The 23612-nt window shown below is 67.2% G+C and carries 24 protein-coding genes and 1 tRNA gene; 16 read left to right on the forward strand and 9 right to left on the reverse strand.

From position 1 onward, the window contains the following. Positions 1 to 7 precede the first annotated feature (7 nt). Entirely contained in the window at positions 8 to 205 is a 198-nt protein-coding gene (locus tag ACSC1W_RS09380) for a DUF8527 family protein (RefSeq protein WP_435346923.1), read from the forward strand. Positions 206 to 229: 24 nt separating this feature from the next. On the opposite strand, the gene ACSC1W_RS09385 is transcribed toward ACSC1W_RS09380, so the two are convergent. The 3 genes from ACSC1W_RS09385 to ACSC1W_RS09395 form a co-directional block, all read right to left on the reverse strand. After that, the gene (locus ACSC1W_RS09385) at positions 230 to 1450 is read right to left on the reverse strand and encodes an MFS transporter (RefSeq protein ID WP_435346924.1); all 1221 of its coding nucleotides are present in this window, start codon (positions 1448 to 1450) and stop codon (positions 230 to 232) included. Between the two features lie 141 nt (positions 1451 to 1591). Next, positions 1592 to 2557: a zinc-dependent metalloprotease gene (locus tag ACSC1W_RS09390; RefSeq protein WP_435346926.1), complete on the reverse strand. Its 966-nt coding sequence runs from the start codon at positions 2555 to 2557 to the stop codon at positions 1592 to 1594. Positions 2558 to 2602: 45 nt separating this feature from the next. Further along, positions 2603 to 2887 (reverse strand): hypothetical protein, encoded by a 285-nt coding sequence (locus ACSC1W_RS09395; protein WP_435346928.1) that lies wholly within the window; start codon positions 2885 to 2887, stop codon positions 2603 to 2605. Positions 2888 to 2966: 79 nt separating this feature from the next. Between ACSC1W_RS09395 and ACSC1W_RS09400 the strand changes: the two genes are divergently transcribed. From ACSC1W_RS09400 to ACSC1W_RS09420, 5 genes are all read left to right on the forward strand, one after another. Next, entirely contained in the window at positions 2967 to 4031 is a 1065-nt protein-coding gene (locus tag ACSC1W_RS09400; protein WP_435346929.1) for a M20/M25/M40 family metallo-hydrolase, read from the forward strand. Positions 4032 to 4106: 75 nt separating this feature from the next. Beyond that, a complete protein-coding gene (locus ACSC1W_RS09405; protein WP_435346931.1) occupies positions 4107 to 4301 on the forward strand; it encodes an LSM domain-containing protein in 195 nt (64 codons plus the stop codon). Then, positions 4298 to 4471 carry a 50S ribosomal protein L37e gene (locus ACSC1W_RS09410; RefSeq protein WP_435346933.1) on the forward strand — a complete coding sequence of 58 codons (174 nt, stop codon included), beginning with the start codon at positions 4298 to 4300 and terminating at the stop codon, positions 4469 to 4471. Before ACSC1W_RS09405 ends, ACSC1W_RS09410 begins: the two co-directional genes overlap by 4 nt. Positions 4472 to 4616: 145 nt before the next feature. Next, positions 4617 to 6098: an amidophosphoribosyltransferase gene (gene purF, locus ACSC1W_RS09415; protein ID WP_435346935.1), complete on the forward strand. Its 1482-nt coding sequence runs from the start codon at positions 4617 to 4619 to the stop codon at positions 6096 to 6098. 119 nt (positions 6099 to 6217) lie between these two features. After that, positions 6218 to 6757: a GNAT family N-acetyltransferase gene (locus ACSC1W_RS09420; protein ID WP_435346937.1), complete on the forward strand. Its 540-nt coding sequence runs from the start codon at positions 6218 to 6220 to the stop codon at positions 6755 to 6757. Positions 6758 to 6791: 34 nt separating this feature from the next. Here ACSC1W_RS09420 and ACSC1W_RS09425 read toward each other — a convergent pair whose 3' ends face one another. Further along, entirely contained in the window at positions 6792 to 7349 is a 558-nt protein-coding gene (locus ACSC1W_RS09425; RefSeq protein ID WP_435346939.1) for a DUF420 domain-containing protein, read from the reverse strand. 194 nt (positions 7350 to 7543) lie between these two features. After that, positions 7544 to 7628, reverse strand: a tRNA-Leu gene (locus ACSC1W_RS09430). A gap of 153 nt (positions 7629 to 7781) precedes the next feature. Here ACSC1W_RS09430 and ACSC1W_RS09435 point away from each other — a divergent pair. The 5 genes from ACSC1W_RS09435 to ACSC1W_RS09455 all read left to right on the forward strand — a co-directional run bounded on the left by ACSC1W_RS09435 (position 7782) and on the right by ACSC1W_RS09455 (position 12827). Next, positions 7782 to 8288, forward strand: coding sequence for a helix-turn-helix domain-containing protein (locus ACSC1W_RS09435; protein ID WP_435346941.1), 507 nt, complete (start codon positions 7782 to 7784; stop codon positions 8286 to 8288). A gap of 99 nt (positions 8289 to 8387) precedes the next feature. Beyond that, the gene (locus ACSC1W_RS09440) at positions 8388 to 9623 is read left to right on the forward strand and encodes an alanyl-tRNA editing protein (RefSeq protein ID WP_435346943.1); all 1236 of its coding nucleotides are present in this window, start codon (positions 8388 to 8390) and stop codon (positions 9621 to 9623) included. A 231-nt stretch (positions 9624 to 9854) separates the two neighbouring features. Then, on the forward strand, positions 9855 to 10658 hold the full coding sequence (locus ACSC1W_RS09445) for a helix-turn-helix transcriptional regulator (protein ID WP_435346945.1): 804 nt from the start codon (positions 9855 to 9857) through the stop codon (positions 10656 to 10658). A 47-nt stretch (positions 10659 to 10705) separates the two neighbouring features. Next, complete coding sequence (locus ACSC1W_RS09450) at positions 10706 to 11848, forward strand: acyl-CoA dehydrogenase family protein (protein ID WP_435346947.1); 1143 nt, start codon at positions 10706 to 10708, stop codon at positions 11846 to 11848. Positions 11849 to 11954: 106 nt separating this feature from the next. Continuing rightward, positions 11955 to 12827: a hypothetical protein gene (locus ACSC1W_RS09455; protein ID WP_435346949.1), complete on the forward strand. Its 873-nt coding sequence runs from the start codon at positions 11955 to 11957 to the stop codon at positions 12825 to 12827. Here the strand turns inward: ACSC1W_RS09455 and cysE are convergent. After that, the gene (cysE, locus tag ACSC1W_RS09460) at positions 12824 to 13408 is read right to left on the reverse strand and encodes a serine O-acetyltransferase (protein ID WP_435346952.1); all 585 of its coding nucleotides are present in this window, start codon (positions 13406 to 13408) and stop codon (positions 12824 to 12826) included. The genes ACSC1W_RS09455 and cysE overlap by 4 nt on opposite strands. A 203-nt stretch (positions 13409 to 13611) precedes the next feature. Further along, the gene (glyA, locus tag ACSC1W_RS09465) at positions 13612 to 14859 is read right to left on the reverse strand and encodes a serine hydroxymethyltransferase (RefSeq protein ID WP_435346954.1); all 1248 of its coding nucleotides are present in this window, start codon (positions 14857 to 14859) and stop codon (positions 13612 to 13614) included. Between the two features lie 142 nt (positions 14860 to 15001). On the opposite strand from glyA, the gene ACSC1W_RS09470 reads away from it, so the two are divergent. Continuing rightward, positions 15002 to 17080 (forward strand): hypothetical protein, encoded by a 2079-nt coding sequence (locus tag ACSC1W_RS09470; protein WP_435346956.1) that lies wholly within the window; start codon positions 15002 to 15004, stop codon positions 17078 to 17080. 372 nt (positions 17081 to 17452) lie between these two features. Next, positions 17453 to 18271 (forward strand): transcriptional regulator TbsP, encoded by an 819-nt coding sequence (tbsP, locus tag ACSC1W_RS09475; protein WP_435346958.1) that lies wholly within the window; start codon positions 17453 to 17455, stop codon positions 18269 to 18271. Positions 18272 to 18687: 416 nt separating this feature from the next. On the opposite strand, the gene ACSC1W_RS09480 is transcribed toward tbsP, so the two are convergent. Then, the gene (locus ACSC1W_RS09480) at positions 18688 to 18975 is read right to left on the reverse strand and encodes an amphi-Trp domain-containing protein (RefSeq protein ID WP_435346960.1); all 288 of its coding nucleotides are present in this window, start codon (positions 18973 to 18975) and stop codon (positions 18688 to 18690) included. A gap of 227 nt (positions 18976 to 19202) precedes the next feature. On the opposite strand from ACSC1W_RS09480, the gene ACSC1W_RS09485 reads away from it, so the two are divergent. Beyond that, positions 19203 to 19475 carry a PadR family transcriptional regulator gene (locus tag ACSC1W_RS09485; RefSeq protein WP_435346962.1) on the forward strand — a complete coding sequence of 91 codons (273 nt, stop codon included), beginning with the start codon at positions 19203 to 19205 and terminating at the stop codon, positions 19473 to 19475. 54 nt (positions 19476 to 19529) lie between these two features. Here ACSC1W_RS09485 and ACSC1W_RS09490 read toward each other — a convergent pair whose 3' ends face one another. Further along, entirely contained in the window at positions 19530 to 20756 is a 1227-nt protein-coding gene (locus ACSC1W_RS09490; protein WP_435346963.1) for an AI-2E family transporter, read from the reverse strand. A 102-nt stretch (positions 20757 to 20858) separates the two neighbouring features. Here ACSC1W_RS09490 and ACSC1W_RS09495 point away from each other — a divergent pair, with 102 nt between their 5' ends. Together ACSC1W_RS09495 and ACSC1W_RS09500 are read left to right on the forward strand one after the other, a co-directional pair. Beyond that, positions 20859 to 22160, forward strand: a complete 1302-nt coding sequence (locus tag ACSC1W_RS09495; protein WP_435346965.1) for an MgtC/SapB family protein — start codon at positions 20859 to 20861, stop codon at positions 22158 to 22160. A 73-nt stretch (positions 22161 to 22233) separates the two neighbouring features. Next, entirely contained in the window at positions 22234 to 23607 is a 1374-nt protein-coding gene (locus ACSC1W_RS09500; protein ID WP_435346967.1) for an aminotransferase class III-fold pyridoxal phosphate-dependent enzyme, read from the forward strand. Positions 23608 to 23612 lie beyond the last annotated feature (5 nt).

A 23612-nucleotide genomic window follows, 5' to 3' on the forward strand; every position in this document is an offset into this window, starting at 1 on the left:
ACCGTCGATGACGGACGAGGACCGCCGCGTCGGGATGAGCAGACTGCGCTACGGCTTCGTCGCCCTCGTGGGCGCGTCCGGGGCGCTCGTGGCGTTCCACGCCGGTGCGCCGCTGGAGTTCATCGTCGGGGGACTGGTCGGTGGCCTCCTCGCGGGGGCCCTGCTCTGGTGGTTCCTCGTCGTGACGTTCGAGACGGAACGGTAGCCGTCGGGAATCGAGCCGTCAGTCTCAATCAGACGGGACCGCGTCGCCGGCACCCGGTCGCTCCGGGGCTCGGACTGGTGCGGTGGCGACCCAGAGAAGCGCGGCGACGGCGGGAACGACGACGCCGGCCCAGGGGAGGATGCCGACGGGTCCCACGTGCGTGGCACCCCACCCACCGACGAGTTTCGCGCTCCCGGACGCGAGTCCGACCACCATCGAGACGCCGGAGAGCACGGTCGCCCGCCCCACGTCGTCGAGTCTGTCGTTGAGGTACTGGTTTCGGATTGGCCGGGTGAGTACGTTCAGACTCCTGTTGAGGAACAGCGCCGGTACCACCATGGCGGGCACGAACGCGACGGTCGTGAACGCGACGGCGTAGACCGGAACCATGAGCGCGAACACGGCCCTGATTCCCAGTGCGTCGTCCAGCCAGCCGGCGGCCGCGGCCGCGCCAGCCGAGACCACCTTGAACGCGGCGTAGAGGAACCCGAAGCCGGTGACCGGGAACCCGATCGCGTTCAGAGCCGGTTGTTCGAACGTCCGCGTGAGGCCGAACAGGCCACCGAACAGCGCGACGTAGAGGACGAACCACCTGACGGCCGGCCGGCGTGCCTGCACGTGGAGCAGGGAGGTCGCGTCCCGGACGGTGAACGCCTCGCACTCGTCAGTCTCGCAGTCATCGCGTTCGGACGCGACCGTTGGGAACGTGAACAGCAGGGGGATGCCGAGCAGCGCCAGTGCGGCGTTCGCCAGGAAGGGGTACGCCGGGTCGACGCCGTAGAGCAGGCCGCCGAGGATGGCCGTCACGGCCGACGTCCCGAGGAGCAGGGTGCTCCCTCGTCCCTCGATGCGTGCGTACTCGGATTCGTCGAAGCGGTCCGCCAGCACCTCGTAGAGCCACGCGTCGATGGTCCCCGACCGGAAGGCCCACCCCACCGCCCAGAGGAGGTGCAGCCAGAGGACGGCCGCCTGCGAGTCGACGAGGGGGTACGCGCCGAGCGTGAGTGCTCGACAGACGGCCCCCAGCGCGAGACTCCACCGCCGGCCCAGCCAGTCGCCGAGGTACCCCGTCGGTATCTCGGCCGCCACCATCCCGAAGGAGAAGACGGCGTACGCGAGGCCGATGAAGTCGTAGCCGAACTCCATGTACTCCAGGTAGGCGATGGCGATAGCGACGTAGAATCCCGCAGAGTTGGTGGCCCGGAAGAGGTAGTACCGCCAGACGACGTGACGTGACTCCGTCATCGCCTGGGACTACCGACGGCAGGGTAATGGGGGTTCCCGGAAACCGATTTTTGTAAGCGAGTGGTCAGGAGTTCGGCGTCGCGGTAGAACCGTCAGCGATGGCGCGTTCTCGCCGGATGACCCCTGCCGCCGTCGCCCGACTCAGGGGTCGACCCGACGCACCCACGCGGCCGGGTCGGCGAGTTCGTGGTCGGTCGGGAGGTTCTCCGGGCCGTCCCAGACGGCACCGGCGGCCTCGATGCCGCGGAGTTCGGCGACGCCCTCGAAGAAGGACTTCCCGCGTTCGTACTGCTGGCGTTTCAGGCCCAGACCGAGCAGTCGCTTGACGAGTTTCGACAGCGGGCCGCCCCGCTTCCGTCGCGCGTCGACCTTCGCCCGCAGGTCGGCGTACTCGTCGTCGAACGCGTGGTCCATCAGCAGTTCCGCGTACCCCTCGACGACGGTCATCGCGACGTTCATCTCGTGGAAGGCCTCCCGGTCGAAGCCACCGTGGGCGAGGTCCTCGAGACCGGACTCCATCCGGTCCTCGAGGTACGTCGAGAGCCACGGGGCCGAGCCGAACTCGGCGGCGTGGGTGACCTCGTGGAAGGCGATCCAGCGCCGGAAACGCGGGAAGTCGACGTCGAGGTCCGCGGCCACGGACTCGATGTTCGGGTGGACGAAGTACAGCGCGTGGTCGGCGTCGACGTCCTCGCCGGCGAGCAACAGGGGGTCGTACTGGCCGAGGACGTTCCGGGCGAGGAACCCGAGCATCAACGACATCGTCCCAGTGTTGATGGTGCGGGCGATGCCGGGGAACAGCGTTCCCTGCTGGGATTCGAGCGGTTCGAGCACGCGACGGAACGTGTCCACGTTGGCGTCTATCCAGTGGTGACGGTGCTGTATCTCGATGGTCCCCGGCACGTCGAAGTCGATGCCGGCGACCGCCCGGACGCGGTCGCGAGCGTCCCGGACGTCCGACGCGTACCCCTCGCGTTCGGCGGCCGTCAACGAGACCGAACCGGGGTCCGTAGCCGCGCGTGCCGCCTCGGTGACGGCGTGCCAGTCGATGGCACCCTCGCCACTACCCGAGGACGCGACCGCGCGGGCGCTATGGAAGAGGTTCACACGGTCGGTTGGAACCCCGGACTGAAAACCCTTCTGTATACGAGCCTACTCCTCGATTTCGACCATCTCGGGCTCGTACTCGTCGGTCTCTGCCTCGCCGCCGAGGAGTCGCCGGACGCCCGCCCCGAGGACGGCGAGCGCGACGATTCCGACGAGGATGGCGAGTGGACTCGTCCCGGTCGACTCCGCCTCCTCCTCCTCGGCCTCGACGTCGACCTCGAACTCTTGTTCCGGTTCCTCGGACGCCTCCTCGGACGACCGGCGTGCGATGTTGGGGCTGAAGGACGCCTCACCGTCGAAATGGAGTTCTAGCAGGGTGAATTTCTCCATGTGATTCGATTCGGTAAACGTGGACTTATGGGTTGTGCCAAACCGGCGGGTTCAAACCGGCGCCGACCAACGGCCGGGCATGGACGACACGCAGTGGGAGTTCCTCGAGACGCTCCTCGAGACGCCGAGTCCGTCCGGGTACGAGACGCGCGGCCAGCGGGTCTGGGTGGAGTACGTCGAACAGTTCGCCGACGAGGTGCGGACCGACGCCTACGGGAACGCCGTCGCGGTGTACGAGGGGGCCGACGACGGTCCCGAGGTCGCGTTCACGGGGCACGTCGACGAGATCGGGTTCGTCGTCAACCGCATCGACGACGACGGGTTCGTCCACCTCGGACCTATCGGGACACCCGACCGGGCCGTCTCGAAGGGACAGCACGTGACCGTCCACACCGGCGACGGCCCGGTCCCGGGCGTTGTCACCCAGACGGCCATCCACGTCCGCGACGAGGACGGCGACCCGGTCGACGACATCGTGGACCAGACTGTCGACGTCGGGGCGGTGGACGGCGAGGCCGCCAGGGAGGTCGTCGAGGTCGGTGACCCGATAACCTTCTCCAGCACGGTCGAACGGCTGATGGGGACGCGGGTCGCCGGGCGGGGCATCGACAACCGGGTCGGCACCTGGGCCGCCGCCGAGGGCCTCCGACTGGCCAGCGAGGCGGACGTCGACGCGACGGTGTACGCCATCTCGACGGTCCAGGAGGAACTCGGCGCACAGGGTGCGAAGATGGTCAGTTCCGAGTTCGACCCCGACGCGGTGGTCGTCGTCGACGTGACCCACACCTCGGACTACCCCGGCGGCGTGGCGAAGCGGGCCGGCGACGTCGAACTCGGTGGCGGGCCCGTCGTCGGTCGAGGGAGCGCCAACCACCCCGTCGTGGCACAGGCCGTCCGCAAGGCGGCGGCCGATTCGGACATCGACGTGCAACTGCAGGCCGCCGGGCGCGGGACCGGGACCGACGCCCTGTCGTTCTACACGGCGCGTGGCGGGACGCCGACGCTCAACGTCAGCGTTCCCAACCGGTACATGCACACCCCCGTCGAGGTCGTCGACACCGACGACCTGGTCGCGCTCGCACGGCTACTCGCGGCCTTCGCCGGCCAGGCCGACGAGTACGACTCGTTCGGCGTCGACGTGTGACTCCCCCGTCACGACGGCCCCGTTCGCCCGCGACAACTCGGTACGTTTAAGAACGCGACGACTGCCCGTGTGTGTATGAGCGAATCGAGTGGTCGACCCCTGGACGTGCTCGAAGCGTCGGTGGGGGAGGACGTCACGGTCCGACTGAAAGGTGGCGAAGAGTACGACGGCGTACTCACGGGCTACGACCAGCACATGAACCTGGTACTGGAGCGCGCTGACAACACAACCATTATACGCGGCGACAACGTCGTTTCGATAACTCCATGACTGGTGCAGGAACACCCTCTCAAGGCAAGAAGAACACGACGACGCACACCAAGTGTCGTCGGTGTGGCGAGAAGTCGTACCACGTGAAGAAAGGCGTCTGCTCGTCGTGTGGCTTCGGCAAGTCCGCCAAGCGACGCGACTACGAGTGGCAGTCCAAGGCTGGCGAATAGTCCTCTCGCTTCTCTCGGACCGCGACCGGCGAGCCACCGCTCTGTCCGCCGCCCCTGTCCACGAACGTGCATATATCGCGTGGTAAGCACCGGGATTAGAGCACAACCACGGGGGTTTTTATCGTCCGGCCCTTGACCCTCTCACATGACACACGGGTCGGGTCACCACCCGCACCGGGACGGGCCAACCGAGAAGTGTGGCGTCGTCGGCGTCACCCTCGACGACCGTGCGGCCGCGCGGCCGTTGTACTACTCCCTCTACGCGCTCCAGCACCGCGGGCAGGAGTCGGCAGGCATCGTCACGCACGACGGGTTCCAGCAGCACGACCACGTAGCCATGGGGCTGGTCGGCGACGCGTTCGACGAGGACGACATCGACCGGCTCAACGGGTCGGCGGGCATCGGGCACGTCCGCTACCCGACCGCCGGGAGCCTCGACAAGTCCTGCGCACAGCCCTTCACCGTCTCGTTCAAGTCGGGGTCGCTCGCGCTCAGCCACAACGGCAACCTCGTCAACGCCGACGAGATCCGCGACGAACTCGCCGGTCTGGGCCACGCCTTCACCTCCGACGGCGACACCGAGGTCATCGCCCACGACCTGGCCCGGAACCTCCTCGAGGCCGACCTCGTCAGGGCCGTCAAGCGCACGATGGGGCGCATCCACGGTTCGTACTCGCTGACCATCATGCACGACGAGACGGTCCTCGGCCTGCGCGACCCCGAGGGGAACCGGCCGCTGTGCATCGGCGAACTGGAGGACGGGTACGTCCTCGCCTCCGAGTCCGCCGCCATCGACACCCTCGACGGTGACCTCGTCAGGGACGTCCAGCCCGGCGAACTCGTCGTCCTCCACGAGGACGGCAGCGGGTTCGACTCCTACCAGCTCGTCGAGCGGGAGAACACCGCCCACTGCTTCTTCGAGCACGTCTACTTCGCCCGCCCCGACTCGGTCATCGACGACCACCTCGTCTACGAGGTCAGGCGCGAACTCGGCCGACAGCTCTGGGACGAGTCGGGCATCGAAACGGACGTCGTCATGCCCGTGCCCGACTCCGGACGCGCGTTCGCCTCGGGCTACGCCGAGGCCGCACAGGAGGCAGGCTCCGACGTCGAGTTCGCCGAGGGGCTGATGAAGAACCGGTACGTCGGTCGCACGTTCATCATGCCGACGCAGGACGAGCGCGAACGCGCCGTCCGCCTCAAGCTCAACCCCATCAAGTCCACCGTCGAGGGCAAGACGGTCACCATCATCGACGACTCCATCGTCCGCGGGACGACGTCGACCCAGCTGGTCGCGCTGCTGAAGGACTGCGGTGCCGAGGAGGTCCACATGCGAATCGGCGCGCCGCCCATCGTCGCCCCCTGCTACATGGGTATCGACATGGCGACCCGCGAGGAACTCATCGCCGCCGACCGGAGCGTCGACGACATCTGCGAGGAGATCGAGGCCGACTCCCTGTCGTACCTCTCCATCGACGCGGTGGCCGACTCGCTCGACAGCGCCAGGGCCGACCTCTGTCTGGGCTGTGTCACCGGCAAGTACCCCTACGACATCGAGGGAGAGACGACCGACCGCGACGCCGACCGGCCGGTCATCGACGGACAGGACCTCGCGGCGGACGACTGAGTCGCCCGAGGTACCGTCCGACCCGTGTCTATCTATCCGGACTGACCGCAACCGTCCGGGGTGTCGTGCGGTACCACATCTGAATATCACTTAACTCCGGCACGGGGGAATCCCCGGTCATGCCAGGAGCTACGTTCCTCGAAGGCGAGACGGTCGACCTCTGTACCATCGAGGAGGAGGACCTCGAGTTCGTCACGGAGGGCGTCAACGACCCGTCGGTTCGCGTCCCGCTCGGCGTCGCACAGCCCCGGAACCGGACCCAGCACGAGGAGTGGCTGGAGGAACAGGTGGCGGGCGACGACGGCATCAACCTCCTCGTCGTGGCCGACGACGACGAACCGGTCGGCGTCATCAACTCGAACTGGATGAGCGAGCGCCACGGTCACGCCGTCCTCTCGGCGTGGTTGGCTGCGGACGCCCACGGGCAGGGCTACGGGTCCGACGCGACGCGGACCTTCGTCACCTACCTGTTCGAGGACCGCCGCATGGAGGTCGTCCGTGCCGAGGCCTTCGCGTTCAACGAGAAGTCCAACGCGATGCTCCAGTCGATCGGGTTCGAACAGGTCGGGACCATCCCGAACTGGGCCTACGTCGGGGGCGAGCACCACGACTCGAACGTCTACGCGGTGACGGCCGAGCAGTGGCGCGACCAGCGGTGAGCGTCTCGACGCGCCGGAATCGAAGCGCAGGCGGTCAGTAGACCAGGTACAGCAGGACGTAGACGACGAAGCCGAGGAAGAACGAGACCAGCCACAGCGGTGCGGCGACCCGCCCCACGCGGGGATGGGCCGTCTCCGACAGTTCTCCCATCGGGTGCGTCAACGCGACGAGCAGGACGTAGTACAGCAACGGGATGCAGGCGACGGCGAGAACCATGTGTACGCCCAGGATGGCGAGGTACGCGAGTTCGACCGCACCCGTGCCGGGGAAGGCGTTCGGTCCCTTCAGTGCGACCTTGTAGAGGTAGAGCGCCAGGAATACGAGGAACAGCACGACGCCCGTCGACATCAGCGCGCGGTGTCGGTCGAACCGGCCGGCCCTGACCGCCCGCAGGCCGGCGAGGATGACGCCGATGGCGACGACGCTGATGACCGCGTTCACGTGCGGGATGGCGTCGAACACCCAGTCCGGCGCGACGGGGAGGTACGCCGTCGGTATCAGTTGCCTGGCCGCCCCGAAGACGAGCGCCAGCGAGACGAGCGATAGAATGGCCGTGGCCGCGGGGACGTTCCGTTTGACCGTCTGTTGCATGGTCGGGTCTCGGGGCGGGAGGGTGAAATCCGTTTCTCACTCCGTCCCGTCAGGGCACGTCCCAGGTGTGGTCGTGGACGGACCCGGCGGTCGCTCCGGGAGCGTTGCGTCGGAAGGAATGTGCGTGGGTGCTGTCCACGAGGGAGAGCACCCGCATCGCCTGTGTGTGGCGGTCCGTCGGACCGCACGTGCGATGCGTGGGACCGGATTTGAACCGGCGGACCTCTACAGGACAGCGCCCTCAACGCTGCGCCGTTGGCCTGGCTTGGCTACCCACGCTCGCTGTATCGTACTGCAATACGGCGTTTAGCAGGCATAAATAAAAACGTGTCCTTTTGCCACGCGTGCGTCGAGTCCTCGCGTGCGCCCCTGTCACGTGTGTGCGAACGGCGAAGCGGGGTATTCAAATGTCGGCCCGCGGTAGAGGAAGGTATGGCGAAGTACTCGACGGGTGATTCGTCGGGTGGCGGCGACGGGGACACCTGCGAACTCTGCGGTGCGGCCAGCAAGCGCCTCAGACTGGCCAACGTCGCAGGAGCCGAACTCTCGGTCTGCCCCGATTGCGCCCCACACGACGACGCCCAGCGGACGACCAGCAGTCGAAGCGAGAGCGGTGGCTCCAGCGGGCGTAGCGAGGGCGAACGCAAGCGGAACACGGCGCGGACGTCGAACTGGGACGGTGACACCTCCCACTGGGAGGAGGAGGGGACGAACTACGACGACGACCCGCTCCCCTACCTCGTTCCCGACTACGGGGACAGACTCACCGAGCGCCGACAGGAGGTCGGTCTCCAGCGCGAGGAACTGGCGGCGGAACTCGACGTCGACGAGGCGGACGTCATCGCCATCGAGCAGGGTCGAGCCACGCGGGCCGGCATCGGTGGCGGCCTCATCGCGGCCATCGAGGAGCACCTCGACGTCGAACTCGCGGAGTCGTGACCGGACGTCGGACCGACTGACTGGACGCGACCGACCTCCCGGACGACCTCCGGGGCGCGGGCGGAGCGTTTTTGCCGTTCGGCGTGGTTCCTGCCGTCGATGACAGGACAACTCGCCGCCAGGCAGCCGTACACCACTCGGTTCGAGACGGCTGTCCTCGGCGTCGACGGGCGAGCGGTGCGACTGGAGACGAGTTACTTCTACGCCGAGAGCGGCGGCCAACCGGCGGACAGGGGCACCATCGACGGCGTCCCCGTCGAGGACGTACAGGTGCGCGACGGCGAGCACGTCCACACGCTGGCCGAGGACCCGCCGTTCCGGGAGGGACAGTCGGTGCTCTGTGAGGTCGACTGGACGTTCAGGATGTACTGCATGCGGGCCCACACCGCGAGCCACGTGCTCTACGGTGCCGCGCGTCGCCTGTGCGACGACCTCGGCTACGGCGGGTTCGACATCGGACCGGAGAAGGTCCGCGTGGACCTGACGACGTCGACCGACGTGACCGACGAGACGCTGGTCGAACTGGAGCGCCTGACGAACGAGGCGGTCTGGCAGTCCCGCGACGTCTCCTGGGAACCGGTCCCGCTCTCTGACCTGCGCGAGGACGAGTTCGTCGCGTTCAACACCAAGACGGAGGAGGGTGTGTTCGAGGGGGCCGACGAGGTCCGCGTCGTGACGGTGGGCGGGTGCGACGTGGTCCCGGGCGAACCGTCGAACGGGCCGTGGGACGTCGCGGCCTGTGGCGGCACGCACGTCAGGAACACGCGCGAGGTCGGGCCGGTGACGGTCGTCTCGCGGTCGAACCCCGGCGAGGGGATGACCCGAGTCGAGTTCGCCGTGGGGATGGAGGGAATCGAGCGCCGCGCCGCCGAGAAGCGTTCGGTCCTCGACGCGAGCAGGACGCTCGGGACGAACGTGGCGGACCTTCCGGACGCCGTCGAGCGACTCCAGCAGGAGTCTTCGGAGCTGTCGACGGCGCTCGCGGCGGCGCGGGAGCGTCTGGTCGCGACCGCCATCGAGCACGCGCGCACGGTCGAGCGCGACGGGGCGACGTGGGTCGTCGGCACCGTCGATGGCGTCGACCCGAACGATTGCAGAGAACAGGCCCAGGAATCGGTGGGCGGTCGGGGTGAGGTGGTGGCGTTGGTCGGCGAGGCGGGCGAGACGTTCGTCGTCGTCGCGGCCACGGCGGGCCACGATGCGTCAGCGGTCGTCGATGCGATAACCGACGAACACGGTGGCGGCGGTGGTGGAACCAGCGACTTCGCTCAGGGTGGCGGCATCGACGCATCGCCTGCCGCTGTCGTCGAGTCGCTCTGTGGTAGGGGCACGTGACCGACGAAGCGAGGCGACGCGGTCTGGCTTCGAAGGGCGTACGACGAGGGAGACGTACGCCGAAAGCACCGGCAGACAGCAACGTCGAGTTCCGTCCCCGACGGTCTAAATGTTATCATTCCGACTGGACGCGGTGACTCCTGCTCGACTGGAACGTTCCACCGGAACCGGACATTGACATTAATCGGTAGAGAAGGAACGCATATGCCTCCAGGGTCGTCACGATGGGACATGGACGGTCCCACGAAGCGCGTCGAGTTCGTCTATGGTTCCGCCGCCCGACGACAGGTCCTCGGTGCGCTCGCCGACAGTTCCCGGTCGCGTCAGGCAGTCGTCGCCTCGGCGTCGGCCAGCGAGTCTGCGGTGTACGACGCGATGAAGCGACTCGAGGACCGGGGACTGGTCTACGAGGGCGACGACGGGATGTGGGCAGTCACCGGCACCGGTCGTGCCGTCGCCGACCTCCTCGACCGGGTCGGGACGGTCGAGTCGGTCGTCGAGGACTCGGCAGCTTACCTCGACAGCCACGACCTGGGCGTCGTCCCTGCGGCCCAGCGGTGCGAACTCCACAGGCTGGAGGGGTGCGAGGTCGTCGACTCGCCCGAGACGGACCCGTTCAGGGCGGCGCGACGCGTCAGGCGGGCCATCGACAGCGCCGACCGGGTCTCGGTGGTCGCCCCTGTGTACGACGACAGACTCGCCGAAGCCCTCGTGGACGGCGACGCGACCGACCGCCGACTCGTCCTCACGCCCGAACTGCTCGACGAACCGCCGGACGTCGACGACGGAGATGCCGGCACCGACGAGGACGTCCTCCTCGACAGGGTCGACGTCCGGGTCGCCGCGTCGTCCCTCGCGATGACCGTCACCGGGGGCGGCGTCTACCTGTCGCTCCCGCTGCTGGACGGGAGCTACGACCCGAGTACCGAACTCGTCGCCGAGTCCCCGGCGGCCGCCGCGTGGGGTGAGTCGGTGTTCGAGACGTTCTGGCGGAAGGGGACGCCCGTTGACGACCTCGCGCCGTACCGACCCTGAGCGCCCGAATCAGGCAACTTTTTCCACCAGTACCCGTAGCCGTAGGTATGGAACTCACTGCGGAGCAGACGGCGGTTCGCGACGTGATTCGCGAGTTCGCCGCCGAGGAGATTCGCCCGGTGGCGCGGGAGTGCGACGAGGAACAGCGCTTCCCCGAGGAGGTGTGGGACGGCCTGGCCGAACTCGACCTGACCGGTCTGACGGTCCCCGAGGAGTACGGCGGTTACGACGCCGACCCGATGACGTACGCCATCGTCAACGAGGAACTCGCCCACGGGATGCTCGCGGTGGCGACGGCGCTGTCGGTCCACGGACTGGCCACCTCCTGCATCGACGAGTTCGGGTCGCAGGCCGTCCGCGACGAGTGGTTGCCCGAGATGGTCGACGGCCGACCGGTCGGTGCGTTCGCCCTCTCGGAACCCGACGCCGGGTCCAACCCCGCAGAGATGTCCACCGTCGCCAGCCGAGAGGGCGACGAGTACGTCCTCGACGGCAAGAAGCAGTGGATAACGAACGGGAGTCGCGCCGGCGTCTACGTCGTGTTCGCGAAGACGGACCGCGACGACCCCGGGTCAGTCACGCAGTTCCTCGTCCCGGCCGACGTCGACGGCGTCGAGGTCGGGAAGAAGGAGGACAAACTCGGCCTGCGCGCCTCCGACACGACGGCACTGCTGTTCGACGGGGCACGCATCCCCGCCGAGTACCGCCTCACCGAGGAGGGCGAGGGTCTCTCGGCGGCGTTCCACATCCTCACCGGTGGCCGCATCGCCGTCGCCGCCCAGGCCGTCGGTCTGGCACAGGCCGCCTTCGACGAGGCGACGAGGTACGCCACCCAGCGCGAGCAGTTCGACCAGCCGATCAGCCAGTTCCAGGCCATCCGCCACAAACTCGCGGACATGCAGACCCAGATAACGGCGTCTCGCCTGCTGACGCGCGACGCCGCCCGGAAGAAGGCCGCCGGGGCGGGCATGGAGACGGCCTTCGCCGCCAGTCAGGCGAAGTACTTCGCCAGCGAGGCCGCGATGGACGTGACCAACGAGGCCGTCCAGATTCACGGCGGGTACGGGTACACCACGGACTTCCCCGTCGAGCGCTTCTACCGCGACGCGAAGATTCTCACCATCTACGAGGGCACCAGCGAGATACAGAAGAAGATAATCGCCCGGCACGTCCTCGGTGACGACGCCTGAGACGCGGCGGCGTTCGCCCGGCCCTGGCGACGAGCAATCCGCCGACGCGTCCCTTCTGGCGGGTCGACCCCGAAAATTAAGAGCACAGCCGTTCTCGAACGAATCGATGGCTTCCACCGGGCCCGACGAGACCGAGTCGACGGACGACGAGGGGACCGACGCCGACCGACCGGCAGGGGGTTCCGGCCCCGGCAGTGCCGACGCCGACCCGGAGACGGTCGCCCCGGACGCGGTGACCTGTCGTCTCCACACCGCTGTCGGCGAGGCCGACGCCCTGACGCTTACCGTCCGGCCGACCGACGATGGCGGGACCGAGGTGACCCGCATCGTCCACGTCGGTGACGAAGAACTGGAGACGGCCACGACGCTCGACCGCCCCGTCACGCTCGCCTGCGCCCGCGTCCTGGTCAGCGACCTGCCCGGTCCGGCCGCCGACGTCCGACTCGTCCGGCCCGTCCTCAGGGGCTGCGACGCCGCCGACGCCGTCGCCAGCGAGGCGACGTTCACGCGTGACGGCGACCGCTTCGTCAGAGAGGGTCGCCGGGGTCGGCCGACGCCACCCACGTCGCCACCGACCTACCGTCTCGAACGACTCCGGGGTGGCGGCCTCGTCGCGGGTGGACTCGTCCCCGCGGTCGGTCGACTCAGGAAAGGCCTGTTCGGCCTCCGGGAACGCTTCGGCGAGGGCAGCGTCGACGTCACCGACGACGAACTCGTCGTCACACTGGACCGTCCGACGGGGGCACAGACCGTCGAGGAGTGCTGGGTCGAGAACGGCGCGCTCTGCGTGTGGCTCCTCGGCGAGACGGAACGCGACGGCGACGTCGAGCGCGACGAACGCTCCTGTCGCGTCGTGCCGCCGTTCCCGGTGACGGCCGACGGTGCGACCGCGACCCGGGACGGGTCGGCCGTCGTCGTTCGCGTCCCTCGCTGTCCACGCGCTGCCTACGCCGACGGCGACGTGCCCGTCGACGACTAGTCGTCGGCCTCGAGTTCGTCCCGGTCGCTGGCTCGCTCCTGGTCCGCCGACGTCTCGTCACCGCCGCCGCCGGTGTCTCGTGGCGTCGCCGGGACGCCCGTCCACGTCTCTCCGGGCGGGACGTCCTTCGTCAGTACCGACCCCGCGCCCACGCTCGCGCCCTCGCCGACCTCGATGTCGCCGAGGAGGGTCGCGTTCGCACCGACGACCACGCCGTCCCGGAGCGTCGGATGGCGCTTCTCCGGACGGGGGGAGTTCCCGCCGAGGGTCACCCCGTGGTACATGTGCACGTCGTCGCCGACCTCGGCCGTCTCGCCGATGACGACGCCCATCCCGTGGTCGATGACGACCCGGTCCCCGACGACCGCTGCCGGGTGTATCTCGACGCCCGTCGCGAACCGCACGAACTGCGAGAGCACCCGCGCCGACAGGTGAAAGCCCGCCCGCCAGAGCCTGTGGTTCAGCCGGTGCGCCCACAGGGCGTGCATACCGGCGTAACAGGTCAGGACCTCGAACGCGCTCTTGGCCGCGGGGTCGCGTTCGAGCACCGCCCGCACGTCCTCGCGGAGCCAGCCGAACATCAGCGGGTCACCCCCTGGTCACTCCCGGACCGGACCCGGCAACAGCACGCCGCGCTCGACCGACGGTGGTCCACGGCGATGCGGCCGGTTGCAGTAGTGACCGACATACCTCGTGGTGGGGTCGGCGTGGCAAAAAGGCGTGCGGTTCCGGGTGTCGGAGCGGGTACAGAACGCGTCTCCCGTACCGGAGCAGTGGGACCGACCTACTCGTACAGCGGGTTGGCCTCGCAGAGGTCGAGGACGGTCTCGGCGACGTCGGCCTTCACGTCCTCGTCGTCGGGCGTGTCGACGACGCGCGAGATGCAGTCGGCGACGACGTGGATGTCGTCCTCGTCGAAGCCCCGGGTGGTGAGCGCGGGCGTGCCGATGCGGATGCCCGACGGGTTGAACGCCGAGCGCGTCTCGCCGGGAACGGTGTTGGCGTTGAGGACGATGCCGACGTCGTCGAGGGCATCTTCGGCGTCGCCGCCGGTGGTGTCCGGGTGCGACGGCCGGAGGTCGACGAGGACGAGGTGGTTGTCGGTACCCCCGGAGACGATGGAGAAGCCGTGTTCGGTCAACCGGTCGCTGAGGGCGCGGGCGTTGGCGACGGTCTGGTCGGCGTACTCGTCGAACTCGGGCTGGAGGGCCTCCTCGAAGCCGACGGCCTTGCCCGCGATGTTGTGCATGAGGGGGCCGCCCTGCCCGCCGGGGAAGACGGCCTTGTCGATGTCGTCGGCGTACTCCTCGTCGCACATGACGATGCCGCCGCGACCGGCACGGATGGTCTTGTGCGTCGACCCCGTGACGAAGTCGGCGACGCCGACGGGCGACGGATGCGCGCCGCCGGCGACGAGGCCGGTGATGTGGGCGATGTCGGCGAGGTGGTAGGCGTCGGCGGCGTCGGCCGCGGCCTGGATGCGCTCCCAGTCGACCGTCCGGGGGTACGCGGAGTAGCCCGAGACGACGACGTCGGGGTCGAACTCCTCGGCGAGTCGGTGGAGTTCGTCGTAATCGATGTAGCCCGTCTCGGGGTCGACGCCGTAGGACTCGACCTCGTAGAGCTGGCCGGTGAAGTTCGCCGGGTGGCCGTGGCTGAGGTGCCCGCCGTGGCTGAGCTCCATCGAGAGAATCTTGTCGCCGGGTTCCAGCATCGCGAAGTAGACGGCCTGGTTGGCCTGCGTGCCGGAGTGGGGCTGGACGTTGACGTGGTCGGCACCCCAGAGTTCCGTCGCGCGCTCGATGGCGAGTTCCTCGACCCGGTCGGCGTACTCACACCCGGCGTAGTAGCGCTTGCCGGGGTAGCCTTCGGCGTACTTGTTGGTGAGGGCGGACCCCTGTGCCTCGAGGACGGCCTCGGAGACGTGGTTCTCGCTCGCGATCATCGCCAGCGTGTTCCGCTGGCGTGTTACCTCGTTCGAGAGAGCGTCTGCGACCTCGGGGTCGACCTCGCGGACGTGCTCGTAGTCCATGCTGAAAACCGGGGCAGGTTCAGGCATAAGTGTACCCGTCTTCGGGGCATCCTGCCAGTTCCTCGGTCGCGTGGCGCGGGTCGCGTGCGCAGTGCACCCACCCGATACATCTAACTGCCATTAGTGATATCTACCAATCCGAATGATCGAGTGGGAGGTGACGTCGGCGGGAATCCGGGTGGTCGACCCGGGGAACTCGGAACTCACCGTCCGCGGGCCGAACCTCTCCGCGAGGGACGACGGCGCGTCCCTCCCGCGACCGGTCGACGCGACCGTCTCCTGCGTGGCAGGCGAGGTTCGATTCCCCATCTCGGTCGTCTACGTCACGTCCGAGTCGCGCGACGCGACGTACGAACTGGGGAACGACACCGGGCCACTCGAACTCCCACCCGACGAGTACATCCTCGACCTGGACGCCACCATCAAGACGTACCTCCGTGCCGACGGCCCCCTGTCCATCTCGAAGACGCCGGACTTCGAGGAGGTGGTCGTCAGTTTCGAGGCCGAGACCGACCTGACGCTCGGCTTCCGGAGTCGGAGCGTCCGGCCCGCCGGACGCGTTGTCGTCCCACCGACGCCGAAGGGGATGGCGACCGCGCTGACCCACCTGTCGGCAGCGCACAAGACGACGGGTCCGGACCGGACCTATCCCACGTTGCGCGGCCATCCGCCGCTGGTCGAGACGGGCGAGGAGGTGACCGTGCCGGAGCAGATCCGGACTGCGACGCCCGACGCCGGCGTCGAGTTGCTGGTGCCGCCGTCGTTCGAGGAACTGTACGTGACCGCGCCGCTCGCGCACTACCTGCAGGCCGACGTCGTGACGGTCGACGGCATCGGGACGCCGTTGCTGTCTGCGCCGGCCGCGGGGGTCCGCCACGACCTGGGGGCGCTCCCCGACCTCGAACGGACGACGGCGCGACTGCTCCGGAAGACCTTCTTCCTCGACTGCCTGGTCCGGAACGCCGGCCCGTACGGGACGAACCTCGCCGAGGAGCGAATCCTCGACGTGCTGGGTCTCGACGCGACGACCCTGTACCACGGGACACCGGTCGACAGACTGCGGACGTACCTCGACGTGCCCTACGCCGCCATCGAACATCGCCTGCCCGACTGGCACCTCTCGATGTACGTCGACCCGGGTGCGGAGATGCTGGAGGCGCTTCCCTTCGTGCTCAACGACCTCGCGCTGGTCTACACGCCCCGGACGTCCGAACTCGACGGGGCGGAACTGGTCGAACGGTCGCTCGACGACTTCTACCGCGGCAGCACCGGGCCGGGGCAGGTGGCGGCCGTCGACGTCGTCAAACCGGAACTCCGGGGCGGGCGCGTCCACGGCTGGCTGGCCGACGGCGTCCCCATCGACGTGTTCAAGTGCGCGCCGGCGGCGTACCGGAACCGACTCGCATTCCTCGAACGACGGGACGAGTCGGCGAAGGTGACGGTCGTGCTCAACGACGAGAAGATGGTCGCAGAACACGACGACGTGGCCGCCATCTACCGCGACCACGCGGCCGACCTGCCGCTGTCGGTGGACGTCCACGACCACCTGACGACGAGCGAACTGGCACGGGTGTTCGAGGACGACAACGACTTCGTCCACTACATCGGCCACTGCGAGGAGTCCGGACTGCGCTGTCCGGACGGCTACCTCTCCGCCACCTGCATCGACTCCTGTGACGCCCAGACGTTCTTCCTGAACGCCTGCGGGTCGTTCCACGAGGGCATCGGACTCGTCGAGAACGGGGCCGTCGCGGGTGCGGTCACGTTCACGCAGGTGCTCAACGAGGACGCCGTGAAGGTCGGTTCCGCCTTCGCCCGCCTGCTCGTTCACGGGTTCTCGTTCGAGCGCGCGCTTCGCATCGCGCGCCGACGGATCATGATGGGGAAGGACTACGCGGTCGTGGGTGACGGCACGCACACGCTCACGCAGACGACGAACCGGGTCCCGACGACGGCCGAACTTGAGCGCCTCGGGGACGACCGGTTCTTCCTCACCTTCGACCAGTTCTCGCTCCAGCACGCAGGGAGCTATTACCACCCCTACGTCGAGGGCAACGAGTACTCCTACCTCTGTGGCAACGAGTCGGAGTTCACGCTCTCGCGGGCCGCGTTGCTCGACTTCCTCGACCGGACGGACACGTCCGTCATCTACGACGGCGAGTTCTACTGGTCCGACGACCTGTGCGCACGATTACAGCACGAAAAGAAGGGTCGGTTGTGAATTACGGTCCCGTGTACGGACTGCTCCCGCCGTCGGGCGGGGTCCGCGTCTCTGTGTTTCCAGTTTGACTACCACTTCCCATCGGTAGACAACCACATAGTGTCGCGTAATTCGACTTATAGGTTCGGGTGCGTGAGGGGTCCCGTTCTAGCGAGGCGTTTAGTCACGGTTATAGACACGTTTCGGTGACACGTCGCCGGATTTTCGAAACCGAAGGTTTCGGCCGGTACCACGTTACGGTCTACCACTTCCATCGCCGGTGGCCATTGGTATTGGTTTCTTAACAGTGGAATCAAGACGTGATTGGCAAGATTTGAGGTTCGTAGGGCCAATAAAATTAAGTAGCGACGTCGCGTTTTGTTGTGCATAGACATGAGCTCGAATTTACTGGATAGGCAGATTGACGATATCCTCCACACGGTCCTGGAGGACGCTACGGGCGACGTGCTCGTGGTGAACCCGTCGTCTGACGCCATCGAGGAGTTCGTCCGCGTGGCGACCCGCTTCGAGGGTGACCTCCCGACGGTCCACATGCTCGCGGACGAGCGCACCCTGAAGGACGTGATGGACGACTTCATCGTCGCCTCGAACGCGGCGGACCTGGTCGACCGCGGCGAACTCGAACTCCGGACCGTCGAACAGACCCCGGAGAACTCGCTCCTGGTCACCGAGGACACCGTGGTCGCACTTGTCACGGCGGGCAACCGCGTCGGTGGTCTGACCACGGACGACGGGGAGTTCGTCACCACCGCCTACGACGCCTACACGTCCGAGTGGGAGGCGGCCGAGCCGTTCAAGCTCCGCACGCCACCCATCAGTCGTGTCCGAGAGACGCTGGAGTCCGACATCGGCCCGCAGGCCGAGGCCGACTTCACGACCATCCTCGACTCGCTGGAGACCGCCCGCGGCGACGGCGAGGGTCTCGACGAGGTCACCATCTCGCTGCTGGTCGCCGCCAAGAACGAGGCGCTGCTCTACGACATCAGCAAGTGGGGCGAGGACGTGGGCATCGCGTCGAAGGCCACGTTCTCCCGGACGAAGACGAAACTCGAGGACATGGGTCTCATCGACACGGAGAAGGTACCCATCGACGTCGGTCGCCCACGGCTTCGCCTGAAGATCGGCGACGACCGACTGCGCGAGGCCGACAACGGCCAGCTCGCGTCGGTCGCCCAGTCCATCCTCAACTGAGCCACGACTGCCGGTCTCACGGTAGTCGTTCGCGGGTGCTCGTTCCAGCTCCTGGACCGTCGTCCTGTCGGGGTATTCTGTCCTCTCCGAGAGGGCACCTGACTGGCCGTTTGCGGTACATTTAAGGGTATGGCACCGATTGTTTCAGGTGACGCTTCGCTTGGAGGGCCGAAGCGTCAGCGGGGACCAATTCAGGGCGGCAAGCAACCACGCGGGCTCACTATTTCCCGCGTGGTTTGCTTTCCTGTTTCGTACGTTACGCTCGTAGCGACTGCCATCGTCGTCCATCGTTCCTCGTGCGCGCCAGTCAGACAGCGCGAGCGACACCGGTTCGAACCGTGCCGTCGCTCGTCGAGAACCGAGGTGCGGGGAGAAACGGTGCCGATTCGGTGGACGACGACGGACGGCGCGCTCGGCTACTCGATCTGGAGCCCCGAATCGCCGTCGGAACCGGAGTCGCGTTCGTTCCACTCCAGTTCGAACTCGACGCTGAGCTCGCCGTCGGTCGACCCCCTGGTCGTCTCGCGTTCCGCCTTGACCTCGAACGTGAACTGGCCCGGCGGGTCCATCGTTATGGAGTCGTTGCCGGCCGAGAGGGTGATGGGCTCGCCACCGTCCAGTTTGTCGGCGACGGTCCGGAAGAGTGCGGCGACGTCGCCGCGGGTCTGCATCGATTCGGTTTTGAACAGGACTTCTTCGGGCATGACGCGTAGTACGCCACCAAGACGTATAAGTGTCACAACCCGACGTTATAGACAACGAACTAACAGTAAGTGGCCATCAGCGGTCTGTCGATAACTACTGGTAAGTTCTTTTGACTATCCGGACGTTCGCAGATGGCGGGTTTCTCGCCCTGAGGACGTAGAAAACTGGACGGTGGCCGACATACTTAATAATAGCCGACAGTAAGCTTCGGGCGACGTTCCCCCCAATGCACGACCTGACAGGATTTCAGCGTGACCTGCTGTATGTAATCGCTGGGAAAGACGAGCCACACGGACTGGCGATAAAGGAGGAGTTGGAGCGCTACTACGAGAAGGAGATCCATCACGGACGCCTGTACCCGAACCTCGACACCCTCGTCGACAAGGGACTGGTCGAGAAGGGACAGCGCGACCGTCGGACGAACTTCTACACGCTCACGCGACGCGGGCAGCGAGAGATCGAGGCTCGTGCCGAGTGGGAGACCCAGTACGTCGACTGACCCAGCGACCCAGGCACACCGCTGGTCGACGTTCTCCCCCCGACCGACGAGTGACTACGACGGGGCGTCGTCGGTCGATTCGGCATCCCGTTCGTCGGGGACGGACGACCTGTCGCGGTCCCCCGCCGAGACGCCGGACCGTACGGTCTCGTCCTCGAAGTACGACGGGTCGACCGCGTACGGCTGGACCTTCTCCGAGTGCAGGAGTTCGGGGAGCACGAGTCGGGCGAAGTGGACGGACAGGACCAGCAACATCGGTCCCAGGAAGATGCCGTACCACCCGAACAGCAGCGGGCCGAAGATGTACGCGAACATGACCGACCCGACGTGGAGGTTCCGCCCGGAGACGTACGGTCGCAGGACCAGGTCGGGGATGACGTCCACGATGACGAACGAGACGACGACGAACACCACGGGGAACCACAGCAGGCCGCTCTGGTCGCTGGTGAAGGCGCGGTAGAAGAGGACACCACCGACCGGGAAGTACACGAGTTTCATCCCGACGACGGGGATGAGGCTGGCAGCACCGGCGAGCAACCCGACGAGGACCGCGTAGGGAATCCCCATGCCCGGCGGGGCGTAGGCGTTGAGGACGCTGTAGGAGAGGGCGCCGATGATGGCCGTCAGGAATGCGTTGAGGATGTTGCCGAAGAAGATGTTCTTGAAGTCGCGGTCGACCGCCCGGAGGAACGCGGCGAGGACGCCCCGCTCGTCCCCGAAGGTGGACTGGAACCAGTGCGACAGTTGCGGGCCGTCGCGAAGCATGTAGAACGCGAGTGCGATCATCACGAACAGGTGCAACAGGGCGGTGCCGACGAACCCGGCGTACCCCTGGGCCTCGTTCGCGAGGTCCGTCACGATGGACAGGTCGTCCGGGTTCGAGAGCAACTGCTCGGGGTTCTGGAGGGTGTCGGAGACGTCGACGTAGGGTTGGATGACGGACTCTATCTGGGAGATGGTCTGGCCGTTGCTCGTCTGCTGATCCTGGATGTTCGTGATGATGGTGTTCAGTTCCTGGAGGCCGATCGCGACGGTGTACGCGAGCAAGAGCAGGAAGGGGAGGGCGAGCGTGAAGATGGCGATGGAGGCGGCCAGACTCGGCGGCCGGATGCCCTGCTGTTGCATCTGCTGGTACACCGGGCGCGTCGCGTAGTAGATGAAGATACCGAACACGAACGTGCCGACGAACGAGTAGAACACCCACGTGAGGATGGTACCGAGGGCGATCGCCAGTATCCACCACGCGGCGCGTGACTCTCGGATGTCGAACCCCCCGAGCATATGTCTCTGGGCGTTCGGAACGGGCAAAAACCTGTCGCGGAGATGACTACCCTGGCGGCGGGAGGCCGAGGATTTATCGGGGGGAGACGAAAACGTCAGGGGGTGAACCTCGTGCTCCAGCAGTGGGCAAGCGTCTCGCTCGAGAGCCACGTGCTTCGACTCGTCCTCGCCGGGGCGCTGGGCATGTTCCTCGGACTCGAACGCGAGTGGTCACAGAAGTCCGCCGGGGTACGGACCTTCTCGCTCATCGCCCTCGCCGGCGGGGTGTTCACGTTGCTGGCGATAGAGACGTCGTGGGGGGCGGTCCTGCTGGCCGTCGGCGGCGTCCTGGTCATCGCACAGGGCGTGATGCTCGGCGTCCGTGGCCTGCGCAACGGGAGCGAGAACGGACTCGCCCTGACCACCTCGATGTCGATGCTGGTGACCTACGGGGTCGGGGCGCTGGTCGTCAGTGGATTCGAACTCGAGGGGGTGACCGTCGCCGTCCTCTCGTCGCTCCTGCTCGTCCTCAAGCGGGAACTCCACTCGTTCGCCGACAACCTCTCTCGCGAGGAGGTCCGGTCCGCCACCGAGTTCGCCATCCTGGCGTTCGTGGTCTACCCGCTGTTGCCCCCCGAGGAACAGACGTTCTCCTACCCTGCACTCGGCATCCAGGAGATCGGCATCGAACCGCGCATCGTCTGGTTGATGGTCGTCACCGTCGCCGCCATCGGCATCGTCAACTACGTCATCGTGTTGACCTACGGGGGACGGGGAATCGCTGTCACCGGGTTCTTCGGCGGCCTCGCCTCCTCGACGGCCGTCGTGGGGACGATGATGGACCAGGTCCGTCAGAACGACGAGGCGGTCTCGTACGCCGTCGCGGCCATCCTGCTCGCCGACGCCGCGATGGCGCTCCGGAACCTCCTCATCGTCGTCGTGTTCACCATCTCGACCGACGTGCTGCTCGGCGCCGTCGTGCCGCTGGGTGCCGTCATCGTCGGTGCGTTCGCCGTGGCCGCCCTGACGGCGGACTGGGATGGAACCGTCGACATCGACCTGGAGAGTCCGTTCTCGCTCCGGTACGCGCTCGGGTTCGGTGCGATGTTCCTCGCCGTGCTGGTCGTCGGTTCGATCGCCGAGGCGCAGTTCGGCGCCGCCGGGTTCCTCGCGACTGCCGTCGCGTCGGGCCTCGTCTCCAGTGCCGGTGCGACCACCTCGGCCGTCCTGCTGTTCCGTGGCGGGCCGCTCGACGCGTCGACGACCGTCCTGGCGGTGCTGCTGGCGACGGCGTCCTCCGTCCTCGTCAAGGCCGGACTGACCTTCGCGAGTCCGAACCGGACCTTCGCGCGTCAGGTCGCCGTCTACAGCGCCGTGCTGGTTCTGGCTGGCGGACTGGGCGCGGTCGTCGTCGTGGTCGTCTGAACGCCCACACTCCCGGCAATTTCTGGGCCGACCAGAGCGAACCAATTAAAACAGCAGTGTTCATACGCAGTCTATGGACCGAGACACGGTCGAGCCACAGGTCCGGGAGATGCCCGGCGAGAAGGCGAGGCAGTGGGCCGACTACCACCAGCAGTTCGCGGCCCCGAGCACGTACGTCTACGACTTCGTCTGGGACATCACGGAGGAGTCGACGGGACCCTTCTGTACCGACGTCGACGGGAACGTCCTCCTCGACTTCACCAGCCACGTCGCCGCCGCACCCCTCGGATACAACAACCCGAAGATACTCGACACGCTTTCCGACCTCGAACTGTTCGACCCGATGAAGATCGCCGGCCAGGACTTCTACGCCAGCGGTGGCTGGCCGCCGGAGGACCCGGACATCCCCTCGCCGACCCAGCTCATGGACCGACTGGTCGACGCGACGGACCACTACGACATGGACCGCGTCTTCCTCTCGAACACCGGCGCGGAAGCCGTCGAGAACGCCATCAAGATCTGTTACAACAGGCGCGGACACCGGGCGTTCTGTTTCGAGGGGGCGTTCCACGGCCGTACCCTCGGCGCGCTCTCGCTCAACCGCTCCAAGACGGTCCACCGCAAGGGGTACCCCGAGGTCCCCGGCGTCGTCTCTATCCCCTACATCTCCACACAGGAGGACTACGACCGCTACTGGTCGACCGACGGTCCCGGCGGAAACGTCCTCGCCGACAAACTCGACGAGAAGGCCGGGAACGTCGACCCCGACGAGGTCGCGTACATCATCCTCGAACCCATCCAGGGCGAAGGTGGCTACCGCGTCCCCAACGACGACTTCATCAGCGACATCGCCGACGTCCGCCACGACCACGGCATCTACGTCGTCGCCGACGAGATACAGTCCGGCCTCGGCCGGACCGGCGAGATGTGGGGCATCGACCACGTCGACCTCACGCCGGACGTCATCACCAGCGCGAAGGGCCTGCGCGTCGGTGCGACCGTCTCCCGGTCGAACATCTTCCCCGAGGAGAAGGGTCGTCTCTCCTCGACCTGGGGCGCCGGCGACATCGTCTCGGCCGCACAGGGCGTCGCCACCATCGACGCCATCCACGAGTACGACCTGCTCGACAACGCCGAAGAACGGGGTCGACAGCTCTGGGAGTACATCGCCGACGCCGACCGGGACTCCATCGTCGACATCCGCGGTCGCGGCCTGATGTTCGCCGTCGAGTTCGACACCAAGGACCGCCGCGAGGAGGTCGTCAAGCAGGCGCTCGGGCGCGGCCTGCTCACCCTCGGGTGTGGCTACAAGAGTCTGCGCCTGCTCCCGCCGCTCGACGTCACCGAGCGCGAGATCGAACTCGGCGCGTCCATCTTCGTCGAGGCCGTCGACGCCGCCGAGACGAGCGCGCCGGTCGCCACGACCGACACCAGCGACGCGTACTGAACGCT

The sequence above is a fragment of the Haloarchaeobius marinus genome (genome assembly GCF_051207415.1).
Taxonomy (GTDB): Archaea; Halobacteriota; Halobacteria; order Halobacteriales; family Natrialbaceae; genus Haloarchaeobius.

Excerpts from the sequence above, each read along its gene's own strand:
- ACSC1W_RS09400 (WP_435346929.1), top strand. The coding sequence starts at position 2,967 with ATGGACGACACGCAGTGGGAGTTCCTCGAGACGCTCCTCGAGACGCCG.
- ACSC1W_RS09425 (WP_435346939.1), bottom strand. The coding sequence starts at position 7,349 with ATGCAACAGACGGTCAAACGGAACGTCCCCGCGGCCACGGCCATTCTA.
- cysE (WP_435346952.1), bottom strand. The coding sequence starts at position 13,408 with ATGTTCGGCTGGCTCCGCGAGGACGTGCGGGCGGTGCTCGAACGCGAC.
- ACSC1W_RS09500 (WP_435346967.1), top strand. The coding sequence starts at position 22,234 with ATGGACCGAGACACGGTCGAGCCACAGGTCCGGGAGATGCCCGGCGAG.
- ACSC1W_RS09420 (WP_435346937.1), top strand. The coding sequence starts at position 6,218 with ATGCCAGGAGCTACGTTCCTCGAAGGCGAGACGGTCGACCTCTGTACC.
- ACSC1W_RS09445 (WP_435346945.1), top strand. The coding sequence starts at position 9,855 with ATGGACGGTCCCACGAAGCGCGTCGAGTTCGTCTATGGTTCCGCCGCC.
- ACSC1W_RS09435 (WP_435346941.1), top strand. The coding sequence starts at position 7,782 with ATGGCGAAGTACTCGACGGGTGATTCGTCGGGTGGCGGCGACGGGGAC.
- tbsP (WP_435346958.1), top strand. The coding sequence starts at position 17,453 with ATGAGCTCGAATTTACTGGATAGGCAGATTGACGATATCCTCCACACG.
- ACSC1W_RS09440 (WP_435346943.1), top strand. The coding sequence starts at position 8,388 with ATGACAGGACAACTCGCCGCCAGGCAGCCGTACACCACTCGGTTCGAG.
- ACSC1W_RS09380 (WP_435346923.1), top strand. The coding sequence starts at position 8 with ATGACGGACGAGGACCGCCGCGTCGGGATGAGCAGACTGCGCTACGGC.
- ACSC1W_RS09385 (WP_435346924.1), bottom strand. The coding sequence starts at position 1,450 with ATGACGGAGTCACGTCACGTCGTCTGGCGGTACTACCTCTTCCGGGCC.
- ACSC1W_RS09490 (WP_435346963.1), bottom strand. The coding sequence starts at position 20,756 with ATGCTCGGGGGGTTCGACATCCGAGAGTCACGCGCCGCGTGGTGGATA.
- ACSC1W_RS09470 (WP_435346956.1), top strand. The coding sequence starts at position 15,002 with ATGATCGAGTGGGAGGTGACGTCGGCGGGAATCCGGGTGGTCGACCCG.
- ACSC1W_RS09395 (WP_435346928.1), bottom strand. The coding sequence starts at position 2,887 with ATGGAGAAATTCACCCTGCTAGAACTCCATTTCGACGGTGAGGCGTCC.
- ACSC1W_RS09405 (WP_435346931.1), top strand. The coding sequence starts at position 4,107 with ATGAGCGAATCGAGTGGTCGACCCCTGGACGTGCTCGAAGCGTCGGTG.
- ACSC1W_RS09485 (WP_435346962.1), top strand. The coding sequence starts at position 19,203 with ATGCACGACCTGACAGGATTTCAGCGTGACCTGCTGTATGTAATCGCT.
- ACSC1W_RS09455 (WP_435346949.1), top strand. The coding sequence starts at position 11,955 with ATGGCTTCCACCGGGCCCGACGAGACCGAGTCGACGGACGACGAGGGG.
- ACSC1W_RS09480 (WP_435346960.1), bottom strand. The coding sequence starts at position 18,975 with ATGCCCGAAGAAGTCCTGTTCAAAACCGAATCGATGCAGACCCGCGGC.
- ACSC1W_RS09450 (WP_435346947.1), top strand. The coding sequence starts at position 10,706 with ATGGAACTCACTGCGGAGCAGACGGCGGTTCGCGACGTGATTCGCGAG.
- purF (WP_435346935.1), top strand. The coding sequence starts at position 4,617 with ATGACACACGGGTCGGGTCACCACCCGCACCGGGACGGGCCAACCGAG.
- ACSC1W_RS09410 (WP_435346933.1), top strand. The coding sequence starts at position 4,298 with ATGACTGGTGCAGGAACACCCTCTCAAGGCAAGAAGAACACGACGACG.
- glyA (WP_435346954.1), bottom strand. The coding sequence starts at position 14,859 with ATGGACTACGAGCACGTCCGCGAGGTCGACCCCGAGGTCGCAGACGCT.